Raw genomic sequence first — 16074 nt, forward strand, 5'->3', positions numbered from 1 at the left:
TGACGGGGTGGTTGGCGGGTGGGTATTCAGCGGGATCAGGCGGTTTTCAGCGCCAGCGATGAGACCACATGCCGCGGTTTCAGTCCGGTCATGGTGGACGGGTCGAGGGCGGCACGGCGGAGCCTGCGGGTGTAGTCCTCCTTCGGCGCGGTCAGCACCTGTGCCGTTGTTCCGTGCTCCACGAGCTTGCCGCGCTGCATGACCATCACGGTATCGCTGATCTCCTGCACCACGCCGAGGTTGTGCGAAATGAAGACGTAGGTGATGCCGGTTTCGTCCTGGATCGATTTGAGCAGCCGGAGCACCTGGGCCTGCACCGAGACGTCCAGTGCACTGGTGGCCTCATCGCAAACCAGCAGTTCGGGCTTGGACGCGAGCGCCCGGGCAATCCCGATCCGCTGCCGCTGACCGCCCGAGAACTCAGACGGGTGCTTGTCCAGGGAATTGGCCGGCAGGCCCACCTGGTCGATCAGGCTGGCCGCGGCTTTGTGCCGCTCGCGCCGCGACCGGACACCCTGAAGCTTCAGCGGCTCGGCGACGATTTCCTGCGCCGTGAGGTGCGGGTCGAGGGAACCGTACGGGTCCTGGAAGACCATCTGGAATTTGGAGCGCAGGGGCCGGAGCTGGGCTTCGCTCAGCCGCGCCAGGTCCGTGCCGTCCAGTTCGATCCGGCCGCTGCTGGGCGTGACCAGGCGCATGAGCGCCTTGGCGATGGTGGACTTGCCGCAGCCGGATTCTCCGACGACGGCGATCGTCTTGCCTTTCTCGACCGAGAAGGAGACGTCGTCCACGGCCCGGAAGGTTCCCTTCGAGACGTGGTAGTCCACCACGAGGTTTTCGACGGAAAGGAACGGCTTACTCATGGCGGACTCCAGTGGTGGTCAGGGTGGTGGCAGCCGGCGTTTCGTCCCAGGCGCCCAGGACGGGCACGGCGGCGAGCAGCTTGCGGGTGTACTCGGTGGACGGGTTCTCCACGATCTGCTGGACCTCGCCGGACTCGACGAATGCGCCGTCCTTCATGACGTGGATCCGGTCCGAGATGAGCCGTGCCACGCCGAGGTCGTGCGTGATCATCAGGATGCCGATGCCGCGCTGTTCCTGCAGCTCGAGCAGCAGGTCCAGGATGCCTGCCTGCACGGTGACGTCCAGGGCGGAGGTGGGCTCGTCGGCCACCAGCAGCTGCGGCTCGCTGGCGAGCGCGATGGCGATCAGGACGCGCTGGAGCATGCCGCCGGAGAGCTGGTGCGGGTATTTCTTCAGCTGCGCATCCGGAGTGGGGATGTGGACCTGTTCGAGCAGCCGGATGGCGCGGGCACGGACGGCGCCCGGGTCCTTGGAGGCTGCGCCGGCGATCCGAATGGCCTCGGAGAGCTGGTTGCCGATCGAATGCACGGGGCTCAGGGCCGTCATGGGATCCTGCGGGATCAGCGCGAGCGTCCTGCCCCGGACCTTATCTATGGCCTTGGGGTCGGCGATGACGTCGACGCCGTCGATCCGGACCGTTCCCGAGAGTACTGCGAGGTCCTCCGGCAGGAGCCTGAGGATGCCCATCGCCGTCGTCGATTTTCCGGAACCGGACTCACCGATGATCGTGACCGTCTCGCCCCGGTGGATGGTGAAGCTGACGCAATCCACGGCCCGGACAATGCCGGCGTCGGTGATCAGTTCCACCTGGAAGTCGCGGACCTCCAACAACGGCTGCTCTGTCATTTTCGAATGCAAGTTCATCTCAGGCACCCTTCTTCTTGCGGCGGGGACGGTCGCGGAGGCCGTCGCCCAGCAGGTTCACGCCCACTACCATGATCGCGATCACCAGGCCGGGCACCGTCACCAGCCACCAGGCGGTGGTGAGGTAGTCCTGGCCGTCGGAGATGATGCGCCCCCACGTGGCGAACGGCCGCTGCGGGCCGGCACCGAGGAAGGCGAGAGCGCTCTCCAGCAGCACGGCCTGGGCCAGGAGGAGCAGCACCACCAGCGTGGCCTGCTTGATGACGTTCGGGATAACGTGCTGGATCAGGATCTGGACGCGGTGCAGGCCCAAGATCCGGGCGGCCGAGACGTAGGGCTTTTCGCGTTCCACGAGCACCATGGACCGGGTCAGGCGCGCCACCTCGGGCCATTGGGCGATGGCGATCACGAAGGTGATGACCGGAATGGACGGCCCGAACAGGGCCACCACCAGGAGCAGCATCATCAGCAGCGGGAGGGACATCTGCGCCTCGATCAGGCGGGAGACCACGCTGTCCAGCTTGCCGCCGAAGTAGCCGGCAGCCGCGCCGAAGATGATGCCGATGGTGCCGGACACCACCACGGCCAGGACGCCGATGGTCAGCGAAACCTGCCCGCCGTGCAGGATCCGGGAAAGCAGGTCGCGGCCCAGCTGGTCGGTGCCGAACAGATGTCCCTCGGTCAGCGGGGGAAGCAGGCGCTGGGCAAGGTCCTGGTGGTTGGGGTCAGGTAGCGGCAGGAACGCGGCCAGCACGATCGGAATGACCACCAGCAGCGTGCAGATGACGCCGGTGCGGATCTTGAACTTGGCGCCGGCCCGACGGCGGGTGGCACCGGCCTTGGCGATCAGCTCCTTGGTGACGGCGCTGGGGGAGGACTTTCTGGCCGGAAGCTCGGCGGGGAGGCCCGAGGGTCCCCCTGCAGGGGGCACTGCGGTGTCGCTGAGGCTCATGCGGTGGCCGCCTTTCCAAGACGAATGCGGGGATCAAGTAGCGGGTAGGCTAGGTCGATTAGCAGCTGGACTCCAACCGCCAGCAGTGCTGTGACCAGGACGGTGGCCACGATCAGCGGGTAGTCGCGGGTTTCCAGCGCCCGGACAATGAGGGAGCCGACGCCGGGCCACGCGAACACCACTTCCACCACCACCACGCCGTTGAGCATGGCCGCGAAGCGGGTGCCGAGGGCGGTGAAGACCGGGATGGCGGAGTTGCCCATGGCGTAGCGCCACGTCAGCAGGGAATTCCGGACGCCGCGGGAACGGGCCACGGTCAGGTAGGGTGCGGCGAAATTCGTGGTCATTTCCCGCCGGACCATCCGCGAGATCAGGGCAATCTGCAGGATGGCGATGGTGACGGTCGGCAGGACCAGCGCGCTCCAGGTCGCGAAGCCGGACGCCGGGAAAATCGGGATGAGGACTGCGAAGAAGGTGAGCAGCATGATGCCGGTCCAGAAGTCCGGCATGGACTGCCCGGCGATGGTCAGGACGTTGACGCCGAATTCCTTCTTGGTGTCCGGCCGGCGGGACATCCAGACGCCCAGCGGGATGGCGACCACCGCGGTGAGCAGGATCGAGGCGGTGGCCAGGGTCAGCGTGTACGGCAGCCGTTCCAGCACCACCTGAATGGCAGGGGCCTGGAAGGAGTACGAGGTGCCGAGGTTGCCGGTGAACAGCTGCTGCAGGAAGATCCAGTACTGCTGGATCAAGGGCAGGTCCAGGCCGAACTGCGCCCGAACCTTGGCGAGCTCTTCGGTGGTGGCCAGCGGTCCCGCGTAGGCCACGGCAGGGTCGCCCGGGGCCAGCCGGACCAGGACGAACACGGTGGAGACCGTGAGGAACACGGTCAGCAGGCCCTGCCCGAGCCTCTTGAAGATGTACTTGGTCATGATTCAGGCCTCCAGCCGGACGTCAGCAAGCGGGTAGGAGTTGGTGGGCGCCAGCGAAAGGCCGCTCACCCGGTTGCGGTGGGCCAGCACGGACTTGGGCACGAACGCCCAGGCGCACGGCCAGGTCTCCCAGATGGCCTGCTGGGCAACTTCCATCAGCTTCTGCCGGCGGACGGGGTCGACCTCTGATGCGGCGGCCTGGATCTTGGCCTGCACGGCGGGATTCACATACCCCTGGTACGTGTCGCGGGTCTTTTCCTTCTCCGCGGTGCCGGCGTACATGCCCTGCATCATGGTGATGGCCAGGCCGGTGGGGCTGCTGAAGCCGTTGCCCAGAAGGTCCCAGTCGCCTTGCTTGCCCTGGCGCCAGGCCGAGATGTTGCCGCCGGCTTCGAACTGCTGGAGCTGGGCCTTGACGCCGATGCTGCCGAACATCTCCACCAACGCCTCCATGACGGAGGTATCGCTGGCGAATTCACCGGTTTCCCAGATGATCTTCAGGCTGAGGTCGTTGACGCCCAGGCTCTTCAGGGTTGCCTTGGCCTTCTCCGGATCGTAAATGTAGGTGCCGGTCTTCGCGAAGCCGGTCAGGCTGGACGGGGTAACGCCCTCGGCCTGGCTGACGGAGTTGACCAGCACGTCCTTGACCAGCGCTTCGCCGTTGATGGCCCAGCTGAGGGCCTCACGGACCCGGACATCGGCCAGCGGATGACCGGCCGGTTTGCGGAAGTTGTAGAAGATCTGGTTCAGCCGGAGGCTGGATGCCTCACTGAGTACGACGCCGGGAAGTCCGGCCAGCTGTTCGCGCGAGTCGGGCGTGATGGAGTCGATGACATCCACCTCGCCGCTGCGCAGCGCAATGACGCGGCTGGACTCCTCGGGAAGGAACCGGACCTCGACGTTGTCCACCTTGGGGGCCGGACCCCAGTAATTCTCGTTGCGGCGCAGGCTGTAGGTGCCGGCGCCGCGGTTGAACTTGGTCACGACGTACGGGCCGGTACCCACGCCCTCCTGGAGTTCTTCGGGCTTGTTCTTGGCCGCGGGGCTGATCAGGATCATGCTCATGAGCGAATCCAGGATGGGGATGGGCTTCTTGGATTCCATCCGGAAGGTCCGGTCATCCACGGGCACCACGGTGGGGAACTCGGGGAAGAAGCCGGCAACGAAGGAGCCCTGGACCTGCTGGTACATCTTGAGGGCTGTGGCGACGTCCTCGATCTTCAGGGGAGTGCCGTCGGAGTACTTGATGCCTTCGCGGAGCCGGACCGTCCACGTGGTGGGCGAGGTCATCACGAAGCTTTCGGCCAGGACCAGCACTGGCTTGGTTTCGGGGCCGATGGCGGTGAGGCCCTGGCGTACGGCGCGCTGGACCGTGACGGCGGCGTCGAACTGGTTAAGTTTGTTGTCCAGGCTGACCAGGGACCGGTTGAGCGCCAGGGTCAGGGTGCTGGGGCCCGGCAGGCCGGTGGGGCCGGCACATCCGGCGACAGTGCCTGTGCCCAGGAGAAGTCCGGCCAATCCGCCGAATTGCAGCAGGCGGCGCCGGGAAATCTCACTTCCTTGAGGAAGAACGGTCATCGTTGACCTCTCGGTAGAACGGGACGGCATGGGGCCGGATGGCCTGCGCCGTGTTACATGGATCACCTTGCCACGAATGCGTGTTATGCGCAACAGTCGTAGCGCGATTCGCGCAGTTGTGTCATCATGGAAACACCACCGGCCCACCATCGGCCGGGTGGGCAGCTCAAATCGGTAGCTCATTCACGAGCCCGTCCATCGTTTTTTGAATTCATCGGTTCGACCCATCGCTCCGATTCATCGATTCAACGCAGGGAGGAGGGAACATGGCAGTAGTCCTCATACAGGCCGACGACTTTTCCGGCGCCGCCGAGGTGGCACAGTGCTTCGCCCAGTACGGGTTCAGCACACAGATCCTGCTCGAACCTTCTTCCCAAGGGTCCGAGGTAACTGAGGTGGCCGTGGTTGACACGCACTCGCGGTCGTCCTCCCCGGCGGACGCCGCGGCCGCCGTGGCCAGGACATTTGCTTGCCCGGATGTGGCAGGTACAGGCCTGGCCGGCACAGAGGTGCTATTCAAGAAGATCGACTCGCTTTGGCGGGGCAACGTCGGTCCCGAAGTGGGTGCCCTGACAGGCCTCGGCTTCCACGTCCTCGTTGCTGGCGCGCTGCCCCAACTGCGCCGGACCGTCGTGGACGGACGTCCCTATGCCGACGGAGTCCCGCTGTCCGCAACCGATCTTTGGAAGGCGGAGGCTGCCACGCCGCCAGCACATCTGTCGGAGGTGCTGGCGGAGTCAGCCGGCACCCCCGCTGGTGGAGGTGCTGCCGCCGAGCTGCAAATTCTGGATCTCGCGGCGCTTCGCTCCTCGGGCCTGGAAGCCAGGGTCAGCCACCTCTTCTCGGGCAGCGTCCCCAGGACGGTGATCGCGGACGGGGAAACCGGGGCGGACCTGGAAGCCGTGGTCGAAGCGCTCACCCGGTTGGGATTTTCCGCCGGCGGCCGGCGCATCGTCCTGGTCGGCACCGGCGGGATTGCTGACGTCCTCGCACGGTCACTGCGGGTGGGGCTGGTGGACCGGACGGAACTTGAAATCAAAACGGGCACTGGGAGCACTGGGACTGCGCGAAACGCGCAGAACCCCACAGCGAACTCCAGCACCCCAAACCTTCCCGAACGCGGTGCCGCCCGGCCGGTGCTCGCCGTCGTCGGCTCCGCCTCGGAAGCCGCACGCAGGCAACTCCGGGAGCTCCAAGAAGGAGGCTTCCGGCTCGTCGGGGTGACCCCCCGGGAGCTGCAGGACGACGAGGCGGACCCGTTGCTCCGCTCCGTGCGCGAGACCTTGGCCGCCGGCGAACCGGTGGCCCTCACGGTTGCTGCCGAGCAGGTCGATCCCCGCGAAGCACGCGCGATCGTCCGGAACCTGGCGAGGTTCGTTTCCAGCGCCTTGGGCTCCCCGCAGCCGGTGCCCGGCGGACCTGCCCCCGGCGTCGTCCTGCCTGATCTCATCCTGACCGGCGGCGAGACCGCCCGCGAGGTGCTGGACTGCCTCGGCATCCGCGCGCTCGAGCCGCTGGACGCCGTCCAGCACGGGGCTGTGGTCAGTCTCGCCGACGACGGCAGGCTTGTCGGCACCAAGCCTGGCAGCTTCGGCGATGACCACGCCCTACTGCAGCTCTACCACTCGATCCAAAGCCGCCGGGTTAGTGAACCGGCCGGCACTGCACGTCAAGAACCACTCGACCCTTCCGAAAAATCTGGAGAAGCAATGAATTCAGCGTTGAATGCCACCGACCAGGACACCCGCCCCGTCATCGCCGTCACCATGGGCGACGGCGCCGGCGTCGGCCCCGAAGTCACGGTGGGCGCGCTGCTGGCCGAAAACGCCTACCGGGACTGCCGCCCGGTGGTCATCGGCGACGTGTACCGGCTGGGCCTGGGCGCGAAGGCTTTGGGCCTCACGGCGGACATCGTGGAGATCCAGGACGTGGCCGAGGCCGTCTTTGAACCGGGCCGCATCAACGTGATTGACCCGAAGCTGCTCTCGCATGACCTGCCGTGGGGTGTGGAATCGGCCGAGGCCGGCAACGCCGCGTACCACTACATCCGGATCGCCTGCGAGCTCGGAATGAAGGGGGAGGTGCAGGGGATCTGCACGGCCCCGCTGAACAAGGCCGCGCTGCACAAGGCCGGGCACGTCTACCCGGGCCACACGGAGCTGCTGGCGCACTTCATGGGGATCGAGGAAGTGTCCATGATGCTCTCCACGCCCAAGGTCAAGGTCATCCACGTCACCACGCACATCGGCCTGATCGACGCCGTCAACAAGATTGAGCCCGGCTTGGTGGAGCGGACCGTGCGGCGCGGACACAGCGCTATGCAGCGCGCCGGCGTCGCCAACCCCAAGATCGGCGTCTGCGCCATCAACCCGCACGCGGGGGAAAACGGCCTCTTCGGCTACGGCGAGGAAGCGGAAAAGATCACCCCGGCCATCGAAAAGCTGCAGGCGGACGGCATCGACGCCCGCGGCCCGCTCCCGGCCGACACCGCCTTCTTCCTGGCCGGCCGCGGCGACTACGACCTCATCGTCGCGATGTACCACGACCAGGGCCACGGCCCCGTCAAGGTTCTCGGTATCGAAGCCGGCGTCAACATCACCGTGGGCCTGCCCGTGATCCGCACCTCCGTGGACCACGGCACCGCCTTCGACATCGCCGGCAAGGGCATCGTGGACGTGCGCAGCATGATCGAGGCCCTGCGCCAGGCCGCGGAGATGTCCCCGAGCCCGGTGCTGCAGGCCTAATAGTTTCCACGCAACGGGGGCGGCCATTTAATGGCCGCCCCCGTTCGCTAAAGCAGGGGCAGCGGCCGGGCTTGCTCAGGTGCGGCAATCTAATACCGCCTGCAATTTCTCGAACGACTCGGTCCATCCGTTGCGGTGCAGGACCAGCCGTTCCTCCGTCAGAAACGGTCCCTGCGAGAGCACTAAGCGCGTGCCTTCGCCGGTGCTCCCGAGTGAGAGGTCGACGACGGTTTCCCGGTCGCCTGGCGCCGGTTCCTCCCAGCGGAATGTGTACACCAGGCGCCATGGAGGATCGATCTCCAGGAACTCGCCTGAGAGGTGGAACGGTTCGCCGTCCGGTGGCGTCATGCGCAATCGGTAGCTGCCGCCTTCCGTGAGGTTCAGTTCCGCTGAAGGGATGATGAAGCCGTGCGGCCCCCACCACTTGACCAGTTCGGCCGATTCCGTCAGCATCCTGAAGACTTCATCCGGGAGAGCATCCAGCTTGCACTCCAGGTTCAGGACCAGCCCGCCAGTTTCCGCATTCATCTTTCAACTCTGGCATCCTGCGGACGCTCACGGAAGCGGATCGGGCCGGCATCCGCCTGCCACGTGGGGAGCGTCAGCGGTTTGCCTTCCGTCACGGCCTGTCGGGACAGCGCTTTGTAGCCCCTCTTCGAACAGCGACCCTTCGGGCCAACACCCCTACTTCCGTAGACCCAAATCGGTCCATAATGGCCACATAACTTCGGGGACGTCTCGCGCTGGTGATGGGTGGCGTGGCGTTGAAGAGTCCCAGGTGGCTGCCCCGGCTCGGCGCAAGGGGCGGTCACGGGCTCCGGATAAGGATTCCGGGGACCGAAACCGGGGGGAGCATCGCCAACGCTGCGGTCATCTACGCACTGAAGGGAATTGTCATGCTCAAGGATTCAAACATCATCGCTGTCCTCCCTGCGAACGACATCAACAGGGCGAAGGACTTCTACCGGGACAAGCTGGGAATTGAGCCCTCCGAATCCATGGAGGAGGGCAGCGTCATGTACAGCTGCGGCCAAGGAACCCGCTTCCTCGTTTACCAGACAGACAATGCGGGGACCGCCAAGAACACCCAGATGGGCTGGGAAACGGACAATCTCCAACGCGAGATGGAGGAACTGCGGGCCCGCGGCGTCGTCTTTGAAGACTACGATTTTCCCGGCCTGAAGACGGAAAACGGAGTTGCAACCGCTGACTGGGGGAAGGCAGCCTGGTTCCTCGACAGCGAGGGCAATATCATCAACATCTCCCAGCGCACGTAGGCCGGAGTCTGGCGCCGATCAACGACTCACAGCATCGCTGGGCAACGAAGACGGAGGGAACCGGACCCCGCCTTCAAGGCGGGAGCCGGTTTCAGCGTACCCACGAGAGTAACGTACGCGGGCCCCTGGAAATCAGTGCATCAGCCCTTGGGCTCGTACGCCTTCGGCAGCTTCAGGCCGCGCTCTTCCATGACGGTGCGCAGGCGGGTGGGGTAGTCGCTGATGATGCCGTCCACGCCGAGGTCCATCAGGCGCACCATGTCCGCCGTGGTATTGACGGTCCAGGGGATCACCGGCAGGCCCAACTTGTGGGCGTCGGCGATCATCTCAGGCGTGACGGAACTAAAGGTGGGGGAGATGACGTCGTAGCCCTGGGCAGCCGCGGCTTTTGCGAGCGAGCCGCCGTAGGTGTCGATGTCGATGCCGCCGAGGTTGGGGCTGGCGCCGGGTTTGCCGACCTCGAGCCAGGCATCGCCGCTGGACAAAGCGACGAGCGGCAATTGCGGGGCGATCTTCTTGGTCAGGTTCAGCGAGGACCAGTCGAACGACTGCACGGTGCTGCGCTTGGCCATGCCGGCGGTGTAGATCTCCGTGACCACGGCCTTGGTCAGGGCCACCATGCCCTCGCCGCCGGCCCGGCCGTCCTCCACCTTGGTTTCGATGTTGAAGCGGACCTTCTTGGCATCGCGCGCGAGCTGGAAGACGTCCTTGAGCTCAGCGATCCGGTTGCCCTCGACCACGTCCTGCTCCGGGAACCCCTTCAACTGGGTGAACCCGCAGTCCAGGGTCTTGATCTGCGCGAGCGACAGGTCGGCGACCCGGTCACCAACATACGGGTACTGCGTGTCGCCGGGAGTCGCGGGAGCGGTGTCGCGGCACTTGTCCGCCTGGATGGTGTCGTCATGCCAGACGATGACCTTGCCGTCGGAAGTCAGGTGGGTGTCCAGCTCCAGCGTCGACACGCCGAGCTTCAGCGAGTTGGCGAACGCGGCCAGGGACTCCTCGGTCCACTGGCCGCGGCCTCCGCGGTGGGCCTGCAAGTCGAAGGAGCCGTTGCGTTCGTTGGTCTTGATATCCGCGGCTGTTGTTGCGGCAGCGTTCGGCGACGGCGCGGAGCCGACTTCGGGGGTGGACGCGGCGACGGCGGGGCTCGCCAAAGCGGCGATAAGCGCGGCGGTGGCCGCGGCAGTCAGGGGTGTGCGCATGGGAATGGTTCCTCCTGGATGACGGTTGCCGGCGCTGCGCCGGCGACCCGACAACGGTAAGGAGGCGAGATGGACTTCAGTGTTCGGGGGACTGGACGTCGGGTGAACAATTCGTCGCCGCGACCCGCCGGCATGTGGTCTTCAAGACACAGCGGAATGAATGAGATACCTGGGAGCCTTTTGCCCACGGCCCAGATCCTTGAGTTCGAAAAGACCAAGAAATGGACCGGGAACAATCGTCAGCTTCGCGGCGTACGCGCACCGGTCGACATTGACATGCCGTCCATAATTCAACTCGTTGATCTTTACGAGCGCGGCGCCATGGCCCTGTATTTCTCACTCATTCCTGAGAATAAGACTCACGCGAATCCGAAAGTCGACGCAGAACTTTTCAGCAAGCATTTCATGATTGACCTTGAACTCGACCACGTTGAAGAGGGAACGTCCGTCTGGCCGAACCGAGTGCGCGAATGGTTGGGAGAGCAATTGTCCGTCATCTCAAACCAGACGACTCACGCGATCATTGCGATCAACTTTGTGGATTTCTTGGACAAGGAACTCGTTAAAGCCGTGCATGCCGTTACCAACTCGGTTCTTACCGAGAGCCGCTCTGGGGTCTTTGTGAGCGCTAGGGACTAGATACGAGTGTTTTGGCTTGCCGGGCCTCGATTCGCGGAGCCGCGCAAGTCAGCCAACGGGCGCCGACCGTGCAGAGTCCCTCGGCCCGCAGCGCTCAGTCGGTGTGGCCAGGGGGTTGTTCCTGGGCAAGGGCCTTAACCCATTCAGGGGTCACCTTACCCAGCCGGCGGTCGGTAACTTCACGAAGCTGGGCCGCCGCGATCTGCATGGCGCGGTCATCTTCGTCGAAAACTTCCTCCGGTTCGACCTGTGAAGACGCGGCCTGTACGCCGTGATGGACCGGGGGCGTTGCGGTGCTCATCGTGCACCTCCTCCAGGTTCGCCGGGATTGCGGTCTTCTTCATTGTCGCCCGGTGCGGGTTCGCCGTCCACTGTGGCGCCCGACGGCGTGAGGCGCGCCGGAGCCAACGACGAGGACTGCGCTTCGGCCGTCGCGCGAGCCGTACGGGCATGGGCCGCTTGGTCGAGAGGCTTCTCCGATGCGGCTTCCAGGACGGCGAGCTCGCCGTCGCCGGCCAATTCGCTTTCACCCAGGACTTTGAGGACCTTCAGCCCGATGGTGCCGCGCTTCTTGTCCCCGGAGTAGACGGCGTCCAGGGCCCACTGGGTCCGATTCCACCATTCGGCGCGGTTGTCCGCTTCAGCTTTCTGCTTCAGGGTCCGCCAGCCGATGACCCCAGCGATCACCGCGCCGAGGAGCACCGCCAGCGGGCCCAGGGCGGCCAGAATCTGCCACCACTCGGCGGGCCCGGTATGCACGAAGACCTCGATCGGGGTCGGAGACGGAGTTGGTGACATGCGACCAGCCTAAGCCGCAGCCAGAGGGCCGCCGGTGCCGAATGAGCTGTCATCGTCAAGGTGAAACTGCCGCAGGGCGTTGGACCGGGACGGGTGTTTGAGCTTCTTCATGGCCGCGACCTCGATCTGGCGTACGCGGTCGCGGGTCATGCCGAACGCAGTCGCGACGGCGTCCAAGGTGTTCCCTTCACCGCCCGTGATGCCGAAGCGCATCGCAACGACCTGGGCCTCCCGGTCCTCCAGCGTACCGAGGACGGCCCGTACCTGCGCCTTCAGCTGTTGGTGGAAGAGCAAATCGGCCGCGTCGGGGTCGGAAGAATCCGACAACTGCTCAGCCAAGGCCTCGGTTCCGCCCCTGCCGTCGGGCACCTGAGACTCCAACGAATAGACCGGCTTGTCCAGGGTCAGCATATATTCGACGTTCTCGATCGAATTGTCCATCAGCCGGCCAAGTTCCTCGCTGCTGCAGACGGTGCCCGTCATTTCGGCCGCCCATTGTGCTGACCGGACTTTCTGCACGCGCTCGACTACGTGAACCGGTAGCCGGATAAGACGCGCCTGATTAGCCAGCGCCCGGGTTATGGTTTGCCGGATACACCCCGTGGCATAGGTGGAGAATCGGAAACCCTTGGTGAAGTCGAACTTGCAGACGGCCTTGTGCAGTCCCAGGTTTCCCTCCTGGACCAAGTCCTCAAGGTCGAGTCCCCGGTGCGTGTAGTGCTTGGCGATCGAGACTACGAGCCGAAGGTTGGCGTGGAGCAGCGCGTCGGCGGCACGCTTGCCCAGAAGAACGATGGTCTTAAGATCTCTGATGTCCTGACCGGGCCGTGATGATCCGTCCGCCAAGAGGCGTTCCGCGAAAAGGCCCGCCTCGATTTCTTGCGCCAGTTCCACTTCCTGCTCGGCGGTGAGCAAGTCGTAGCGGCTCAGTCGGCGCAGATAGTCCGCGACGGCGTCGCCGGTAAACCCGCCGCCGGCTGCCAGCAATTCCGGCCAACCAGGATTATGCGGCTCGAGTGCTTCAGGGACCGATGGAGCCTGCCCAGGCGGGGATGGTGTCCTACCGATTGCCTCATGAATCAGGTCAGCCATGTCATCCCCTGCCGGACGGTTCAAGCTCGTGAAGGCAGACTACGTGGCAGCTGTGACAGTCTTTCGCCCTGAGGCAGGCGCGCAAGCATGCGCTCCGTGAGGCGCTGAGGCGCCAACGATTCGACCTCCCCCACAGATCCTCAAGAATTCTGTCGATGTCCCGTCGTCGAGCAGAAAGCATCCGCCTCCATCATCAGATTGACGCTGCCGCCCCTGTGAGGCAACTCACCTGCCACGACACCAGACGATGGCCAAGGAACGTCAGAGGTTTCCTTCAGGATTAGGCTATGAAGAAACTCATCGCACCCATTGCTCTCGCTGTCGCTCTCTCTTTGACCGGATGCGGCGGAACAGCCACCACCCCCGCCAGCGCTGTCGATTCCAAGGCGGCTGAAGAAGCACCCAAGGCCCCAGAACTGACCGGCGCCTGGAAGCAGAGCAACTCCGCCAGTGAAAAGTCCTACCAGCGAGCCACGATCGCTGGCGACAAAATCACCGTCGAATGGGTTACCGACGCCGGCGATACGACTTCGACTTATTGGGTCGGGACGTTCAAAGCCCCGAACGATGCGAGTGAACCGTACAAGTGGACCTCGAAGCGGGATGCTGCGGCGACTAAGTCAGCGCTTCTGGCATCCACTGACGACACCAAAGAGTTCACATACGAGGGCGACACCATCAGCTACAAGGTCTCTATGCTTGGAACGACAAAAAAAGTAAAGCTGAAAAAGAACTAAACCAACGCCACCACGGCGTGGGGGAGTGCTGCGGCGGCAACGATTCGAAACTCAAGGATGTAACGCTCCCTTACTGGCACCGGCCATGAGGCCTTCGACGATCAGGCACTGGAAAGTCAGCGCCATGATGACCGACGGTACGGTGGCGATCATTCTGCCGGCCATCTGCGCGCCGGAGGCGCCTGAATTTCCGTGGAGCCGGTGACCTTGGAGCTGGGACCGCGCTGCGTTTTCGCAAACGGCGTGCCCTGCCCCGGGCGGCAACGGACGGCGTGATTCCCGGGCGTCATCTTCCGAGCGTGGCGTCCGGTGCCCGCGGGGTGGTGATCGGGTCTGCGTGGCGGTGCACGAGTGTCCAAGTATCGCCCTCTGTGCGATAAATGCTTGTTACCCGCAGATCAAACGGCGATATTTCGTCTCCTCCTCCGACCTTGGCCTGCCAGTGTTCGATGTCCAAGAAGCAGGCGAGATCGGACGTGATGTGCTTGGTGAGGGCATCCACAGCAGTGACGTGTCCATCTTTGAATCGTGCCGCCGCTGAATCCAGGGCCTCTGACACCCGCTCCCAGCCCACAGCCGGAGGGCCCCAGGGATTGGCAAGGGACACGTCCCCCAGATGGGAGAAGATAGCTTTGCCGGGTTCCGGGTCGCCTTTAGCAAACTGATTTACAGCTTGAAGAAACTGGTCTCTGACTTCGTCAAGGTCCATGGTTCTCACCTTCCAACTCGTAGGTGAGCGTTCCGGCAGGCAACTGGCGTGGCCCGTCAGCCGGTGTCGAGGGTGGCCTGGAGCAGTCGGTCGAAGCTGGTCGTTCCGTAATCGGGCGGCGTTACGGCAATCATCAATTCGGTCGTTGTAACGAGCGGCAAGTCGTTTGACGATGGCTTCGGCGGTGCCGTTCGGCTTGGTGCCGGATGCTTTCGGCCTGCGACGACGGATTCGCCTTCCCTGACGACCACCAGCTCAAGGCCCGGCACGCCGTGGACAGGCAACGGAATGCACTGCCCGTTCTCGATGAACCTCCTGAAACCGCGCAGTGACAGTTGGTCGTCCGAATTGCCGGTCAGCTCGAGGATGGTGTCATTGACACTCTGGTTGATGCCGATCAGGAATTTTTTCTCGCTGGACGATTTCGCCAAGACGATGAACGCTGTCAACGCGACTGCAAAGCCGACGATGAAGAGTGCCGCGGCTCCGGGGTCCCGAAGGCCGGCCATGAAGATCATCAGCACCAGGCAAACGACGAACCCGACGAATCCTAGCCCCAGACACAAATAAACGGCATCCATACCCGGCCGACCGCTCCATTGCTGGGATGTGAACGTCACGAGCAGCCTTTGCTCGGATTTGGGGAGAGAGTTGCTCATTTTCCCTTCACTTCCAGGAGTGCCTCGGCGAGGACGATTGCCTCACGGGCTTTCTTGAGATCGTCGAAGATGCCAGCGTCGGATAGGCCCCCAACCGGGCCTTCCGGTGTGCCCGCCAACGTCGCAACAGCCCTGCTTAAATTATCCCGCTCCTGCGCAAGCATTCTGGAGGACTCCAGCTTGGCCTTGCTCTTCTTAAGTGCCGCAAGCGATTTTGTGAGTTCGTCGGACCGTTTTCGGAGCAGCGCCAGCCGCTGCCCGATCCGTTCGGTTCGGTTGCGAAACATCGGTTCCATCCGGAGTGCGACCTCCAGGAGTTCCCTGAGGGATTCCGCTTCCGGCCCTTGGGAGTGCTCCGCCAGTAACTTGCTGGTCTTGGCCCGCCGCTGCTCCCACGACTCCATGCCGGCGAGGTTCTGATCCCTGAGCTGGGTGAGGATCGCGAGTGACTTGCTCAGTGACTGACGCCGGTTACTGAGATCCTCGGTGGCGGTGTCAAGCCGGGCGATGAACTGGGCGTAATTGTCGGTGACCTGTACCGGTTCTCCCATGGATCCCTCAGAACTTGTATCAGACGGGCCGTCGCCCGCTGCTTAAATTCTGACGCACCCCACTGAGATTGTCTGCCCTCGGGAGTTAGTCGTTCCCTCCGCAGAGGCCGACGGCGGCAGACACCCATGCCTCGGCGGTGCGGCATGATCTTTGGTCCCAGGTCGCGGGAGCGGAGTAGTTTTTTCACGGCCATCCGTCCCATGTCCTCGAGCGGCTGGGCCATGGTGCTCAGCGGCGGGTTCACGTGCAGGGACGTGGACGTGTTGTCGAAGCCGAGGACGGAGACGTCTTCCGGCACCCGGAGCCTGCGCCGCTGCAGTTCATTGACGACGGCGGCGCCCATCTCGTCGCTCATCGCGAAGATCGCGGTGAGGCCGGGCTCCTGCTGCCGCAGTTCGTCCGCGCCGGCGGCGCCGCTTTCGTAGAAGAAGCTGCCGGTGGCGGTCACCGGGGTGCAGCCGGCTTCGGTCAT

18 protein-coding genes are annotated in these 16074 nt (G+C 64.3%); 4 read left to right on the forward strand and 14 right to left on the reverse strand.

From position 1 onward, the window contains the following. Nucleotides 1–35: 35 nt before the first annotated feature. Genes BLQ10_RS17305 through BLQ10_RS17325 form a run of 5 tightly spaced genes read right to left on the reverse strand, consistent with a single transcriptional unit; the run spans nt 36 to nt 5190 of the window. The gene (locus BLQ10_RS17305; protein ID WP_091564178.1) at nt 36–863 is read right to left on the reverse strand and encodes an ATP-binding cassette domain-containing protein; all 828 of its coding nucleotides are present in this window, start codon (nt 861–863) and stop codon (nt 36–38) included. Beyond that, nucleotides 856–1710: an ABC transporter ATP-binding protein gene (locus BLQ10_RS17310; RefSeq protein WP_254785643.1), complete on the reverse strand. Its 855-nt coding sequence runs from the start codon at nt 1708–1710 to the stop codon at nt 856–858. The genes BLQ10_RS17305 and BLQ10_RS17310 overlap by 8 nt, the downstream gene beginning before the upstream one ends. Before the next feature lie 19 nt (nt 1711–1729). After that, a complete protein-coding gene (locus BLQ10_RS17315; RefSeq protein ID WP_091564181.1) occupies nt 1730–2680 on the reverse strand; it encodes an ABC transporter permease in 951 nt (316 codons plus the stop codon). Next, a complete protein-coding gene (locus BLQ10_RS17320) occupies nt 2677–3612 on the reverse strand; it encodes an ABC transporter permease (protein ID WP_091564183.1) in 936 nt (311 codons plus the stop codon). Before BLQ10_RS17320 ends, BLQ10_RS17315 begins: the two co-directional genes overlap by 4 nt. Before the next feature lie 3 nt (nt 3613–3615). Next, the gene (locus BLQ10_RS17325) at nt 3616–5190 is read right to left on the reverse strand and encodes an ABC transporter substrate-binding protein (protein ID WP_091564185.1); all 1575 of its coding nucleotides are present in this window, start codon (nt 5188–5190) and stop codon (nt 3616–3618) included. Between the two features lie 266 nt (nt 5191–5456). On the opposite strand from BLQ10_RS17325, the gene pdxA reads away from it, so the two are divergent. Beyond that, entirely contained in the window at nt 5457–7934 is a 2478-nt protein-coding gene (gene pdxA, locus BLQ10_RS17330) for a 4-hydroxythreonine-4-phosphate dehydrogenase PdxA (protein WP_091564186.1), read from the forward strand. A gap of 75 nt (nt 7935–8009) precedes the next feature. Here the strand turns inward: pdxA and BLQ10_RS17335 are convergent, their stop codons facing one another. Continuing rightward, nucleotides 8010–8462 carry an SRPBCC family protein gene (locus BLQ10_RS17335; protein WP_091564188.1) on the reverse strand — a complete coding sequence of 151 codons (453 nt, stop codon included), beginning with the start codon at nt 8460–8462 and terminating at the stop codon, nt 8010–8012. A 368-nt stretch (nt 8463–8830) separates the two neighbouring features. On the opposite strand from BLQ10_RS17335, the gene BLQ10_RS17340 reads away from it, so the two are divergent. Further along, on the forward strand, nt 8831–9211 hold the full coding sequence (locus BLQ10_RS17340; protein WP_091564190.1) for a VOC family protein: 381 nt from the start codon (nt 8831–8833) through the stop codon (nt 9209–9211). A 140-nt stretch (nt 9212–9351) separates the two neighbouring features. Here the strand turns inward: BLQ10_RS17340 and BLQ10_RS17345 are convergent, their stop codons facing one another. After that, entirely contained in the window at nt 9352–10416 is a 1065-nt protein-coding gene (locus BLQ10_RS17345; RefSeq protein WP_091564192.1) for a glycerophosphodiester phosphodiesterase family protein, read from the reverse strand. A 156-nt stretch (nt 10417–10572) separates the two neighbouring features. Between BLQ10_RS17345 and BLQ10_RS17350 the strand changes: the two genes are divergently transcribed. Then, nucleotides 10573–11055, forward strand: a complete 483-nt coding sequence (locus tag BLQ10_RS17350; RefSeq protein WP_091564194.1) for a hypothetical protein — start codon at nt 10573–10575, stop codon at nt 11053–11055. Between the two features lie 94 nt (nt 11056–11149). Here BLQ10_RS17350 and BLQ10_RS17355 read toward each other — a convergent pair whose 3' ends face one another. The 3 genes from BLQ10_RS17355 to BLQ10_RS17365 are packed head-to-tail and all read right to left on the reverse strand — an operon-like array spanning nt 11150 to nt 12840. Continuing rightward, entirely contained in the window at nt 11150–11356 is a 207-nt protein-coding gene (locus BLQ10_RS17355; protein WP_091564196.1) for a hypothetical protein, read from the reverse strand. Further along, complete coding sequence (locus tag BLQ10_RS17360) at nt 11353–11853, reverse strand: hypothetical protein (protein WP_091564197.1); 501 nt, start codon at nt 11851–11853, stop codon at nt 11353–11355. Before BLQ10_RS17360 ends, BLQ10_RS17355 begins: the two co-directional genes overlap by 4 nt. A 9-nt stretch (nt 11854–11862) precedes the next feature. After that, on the reverse strand, nt 11863–12840 hold the full coding sequence (locus tag BLQ10_RS17365) for a sigma-70 family RNA polymerase sigma factor (RefSeq protein WP_175558668.1): 978 nt from the start codon (nt 12838–12840) through the stop codon (nt 11863–11865). A gap of 392 nt (nt 12841–13232) precedes the next feature. On the opposite strand from BLQ10_RS17365, the gene BLQ10_RS17370 reads away from it, so the two are divergent. Beyond that, nucleotides 13233–13682 (forward strand): hypothetical protein, encoded by a 450-nt coding sequence (locus BLQ10_RS17370; RefSeq protein WP_091564200.1) that lies wholly within the window; start codon nt 13233–13235, stop codon nt 13680–13682. A gap of 286 nt (nt 13683–13968) precedes the next feature. Here the strand turns inward: BLQ10_RS17370 and BLQ10_RS17375 are convergent, their stop codons facing one another. From BLQ10_RS17375 to BLQ10_RS22830, 4 genes are read right to left on the reverse strand one after another with little or no spacing between them, the layout of a single operon-like run. Next, the gene (locus BLQ10_RS17375) at nt 13969–14391 is read right to left on the reverse strand and encodes a YybH family protein (protein WP_091564202.1); all 423 of its coding nucleotides are present in this window, start codon (nt 14389–14391) and stop codon (nt 13969–13971) included. 56 nt (nt 14392–14447) lie between these two features. Next, nucleotides 14448–15050 carry a hypothetical protein gene (locus BLQ10_RS17380; RefSeq protein WP_139164270.1) on the reverse strand — a complete coding sequence of 201 codons (603 nt, stop codon included), beginning with the start codon at nt 15048–15050 and terminating at the stop codon, nt 14448–14450. Beyond that, nucleotides 15047–15601 carry a hypothetical protein gene (locus BLQ10_RS17385; protein WP_139164271.1) on the reverse strand — a complete coding sequence of 185 codons (555 nt, stop codon included), beginning with the start codon at nt 15599–15601 and terminating at the stop codon, nt 15047–15049. The genes BLQ10_RS17380 and BLQ10_RS17385 overlap by 4 nt, the downstream gene beginning before the upstream one ends. Further along, nucleotides 15505–16074 carry a substrate-binding domain-containing protein gene (locus tag BLQ10_RS22830; protein WP_254785644.1) on the reverse strand — a complete coding sequence of 190 codons (570 nt, stop codon included), beginning with the start codon at nt 16072–16074 and terminating at the stop codon, nt 15505–15507. Before BLQ10_RS22830 ends, BLQ10_RS17385 begins: the two co-directional genes overlap by 97 nt.

The organism is Arthrobacter sp. ok362 (assembly GCF_900102785.1).
Taxonomy (GTDB): Bacteria; Actinomycetota; Actinomycetes; order Actinomycetales; family Micrococcaceae; genus Arthrobacter.

Bases quoted from the DNA above. Each gene is read 5' to 3' on its own strand.
- BLQ10_RS17310 (WP_254785643.1), bottom strand. From the start codon at position 1,710: ATGACAGAGCAGCCGTTGTTGGAGGTCCGCGACTTCCAGGTGGAACTG.
- BLQ10_RS17335 (WP_091564188.1), bottom strand. From the start codon at position 8,462: ATGAATGCGGAAACTGGCGGGCTGGTCCTGAACCTGGAGTGCAAGCTG.
- BLQ10_RS17305 (WP_091564178.1), bottom strand. From the start codon at position 863: ATGAGTAAGCCGTTCCTTTCCGTCGAAAACCTCGTGGTGGACTACCAC.
- BLQ10_RS17340 (WP_091564190.1), top strand. From the start codon at position 8,831: ATGCTCAAGGATTCAAACATCATCGCTGTCCTCCCTGCGAACGACATC.
- BLQ10_RS17385 (WP_139164271.1), bottom strand. From the start codon at position 15,601: ATGGGAGAACCGGTACAGGTCACCGACAATTACGCCCAGTTCATCGCC.
- BLQ10_RS17315 (WP_091564181.1), bottom strand. From the start codon at position 2,680: ATGAGCCTCAGCGACACCGCAGTGCCCCCTGCAGGGGGACCCTCGGGC.
- BLQ10_RS17325 (WP_091564185.1), bottom strand. From the start codon at position 5,190: ATGACCGTTCTTCCTCAAGGAAGTGAGATTTCCCGGCGCCGCCTGCTG.
- BLQ10_RS17320 (WP_091564183.1), bottom strand. From the start codon at position 3,612: ATGACCAAGTACATCTTCAAGAGGCTCGGGCAGGGCCTGCTGACCGTG.
- BLQ10_RS17375 (WP_091564202.1), bottom strand. From the start codon at position 14,391: ATGGACCTTGACGAAGTCAGAGACCAGTTTCTTCAAGCTGTAAATCAG.
- pdxA (WP_091564186.1), top strand. From the start codon at position 5,457: ATGGCAGTAGTCCTCATACAGGCCGACGACTTTTCCGGCGCCGCCGAG.
- BLQ10_RS17360 (WP_091564197.1), bottom strand. From the start codon at position 11,853: ATGTCACCAACTCCGTCTCCGACCCCGATCGAGGTCTTCGTGCATACC.
- BLQ10_RS17350 (WP_091564194.1), top strand. From the start codon at position 10,573: ATGAATGAGATACCTGGGAGCCTTTTGCCCACGGCCCAGATCCTTGAG.
- BLQ10_RS17355 (WP_091564196.1), bottom strand. From the start codon at position 11,356: ATGAGCACCGCAACGCCCCCGGTCCATCACGGCGTACAGGCCGCGTCT.
- BLQ10_RS17380 (WP_139164270.1), bottom strand. From the start codon at position 15,050: ATGAGCAACTCTCTCCCCAAATCCGAGCAAAGGCTGCTCGTGACGTTC.
- BLQ10_RS22830 (WP_254785644.1), bottom strand. From the start codon at position 16,074: ATGACCGAAGCCGGCTGCACCCCGGTGACCGCCACCGGCAGCTTCTTC.
- BLQ10_RS17370 (WP_091564200.1), top strand. From the start codon at position 13,233: ATGAAGAAACTCATCGCACCCATTGCTCTCGCTGTCGCTCTCTCTTTG.
- BLQ10_RS17345 (WP_091564192.1), bottom strand. From the start codon at position 10,416: ATGCGCACACCCCTGACTGCCGCGGCCACCGCCGCGCTTATCGCCGCT.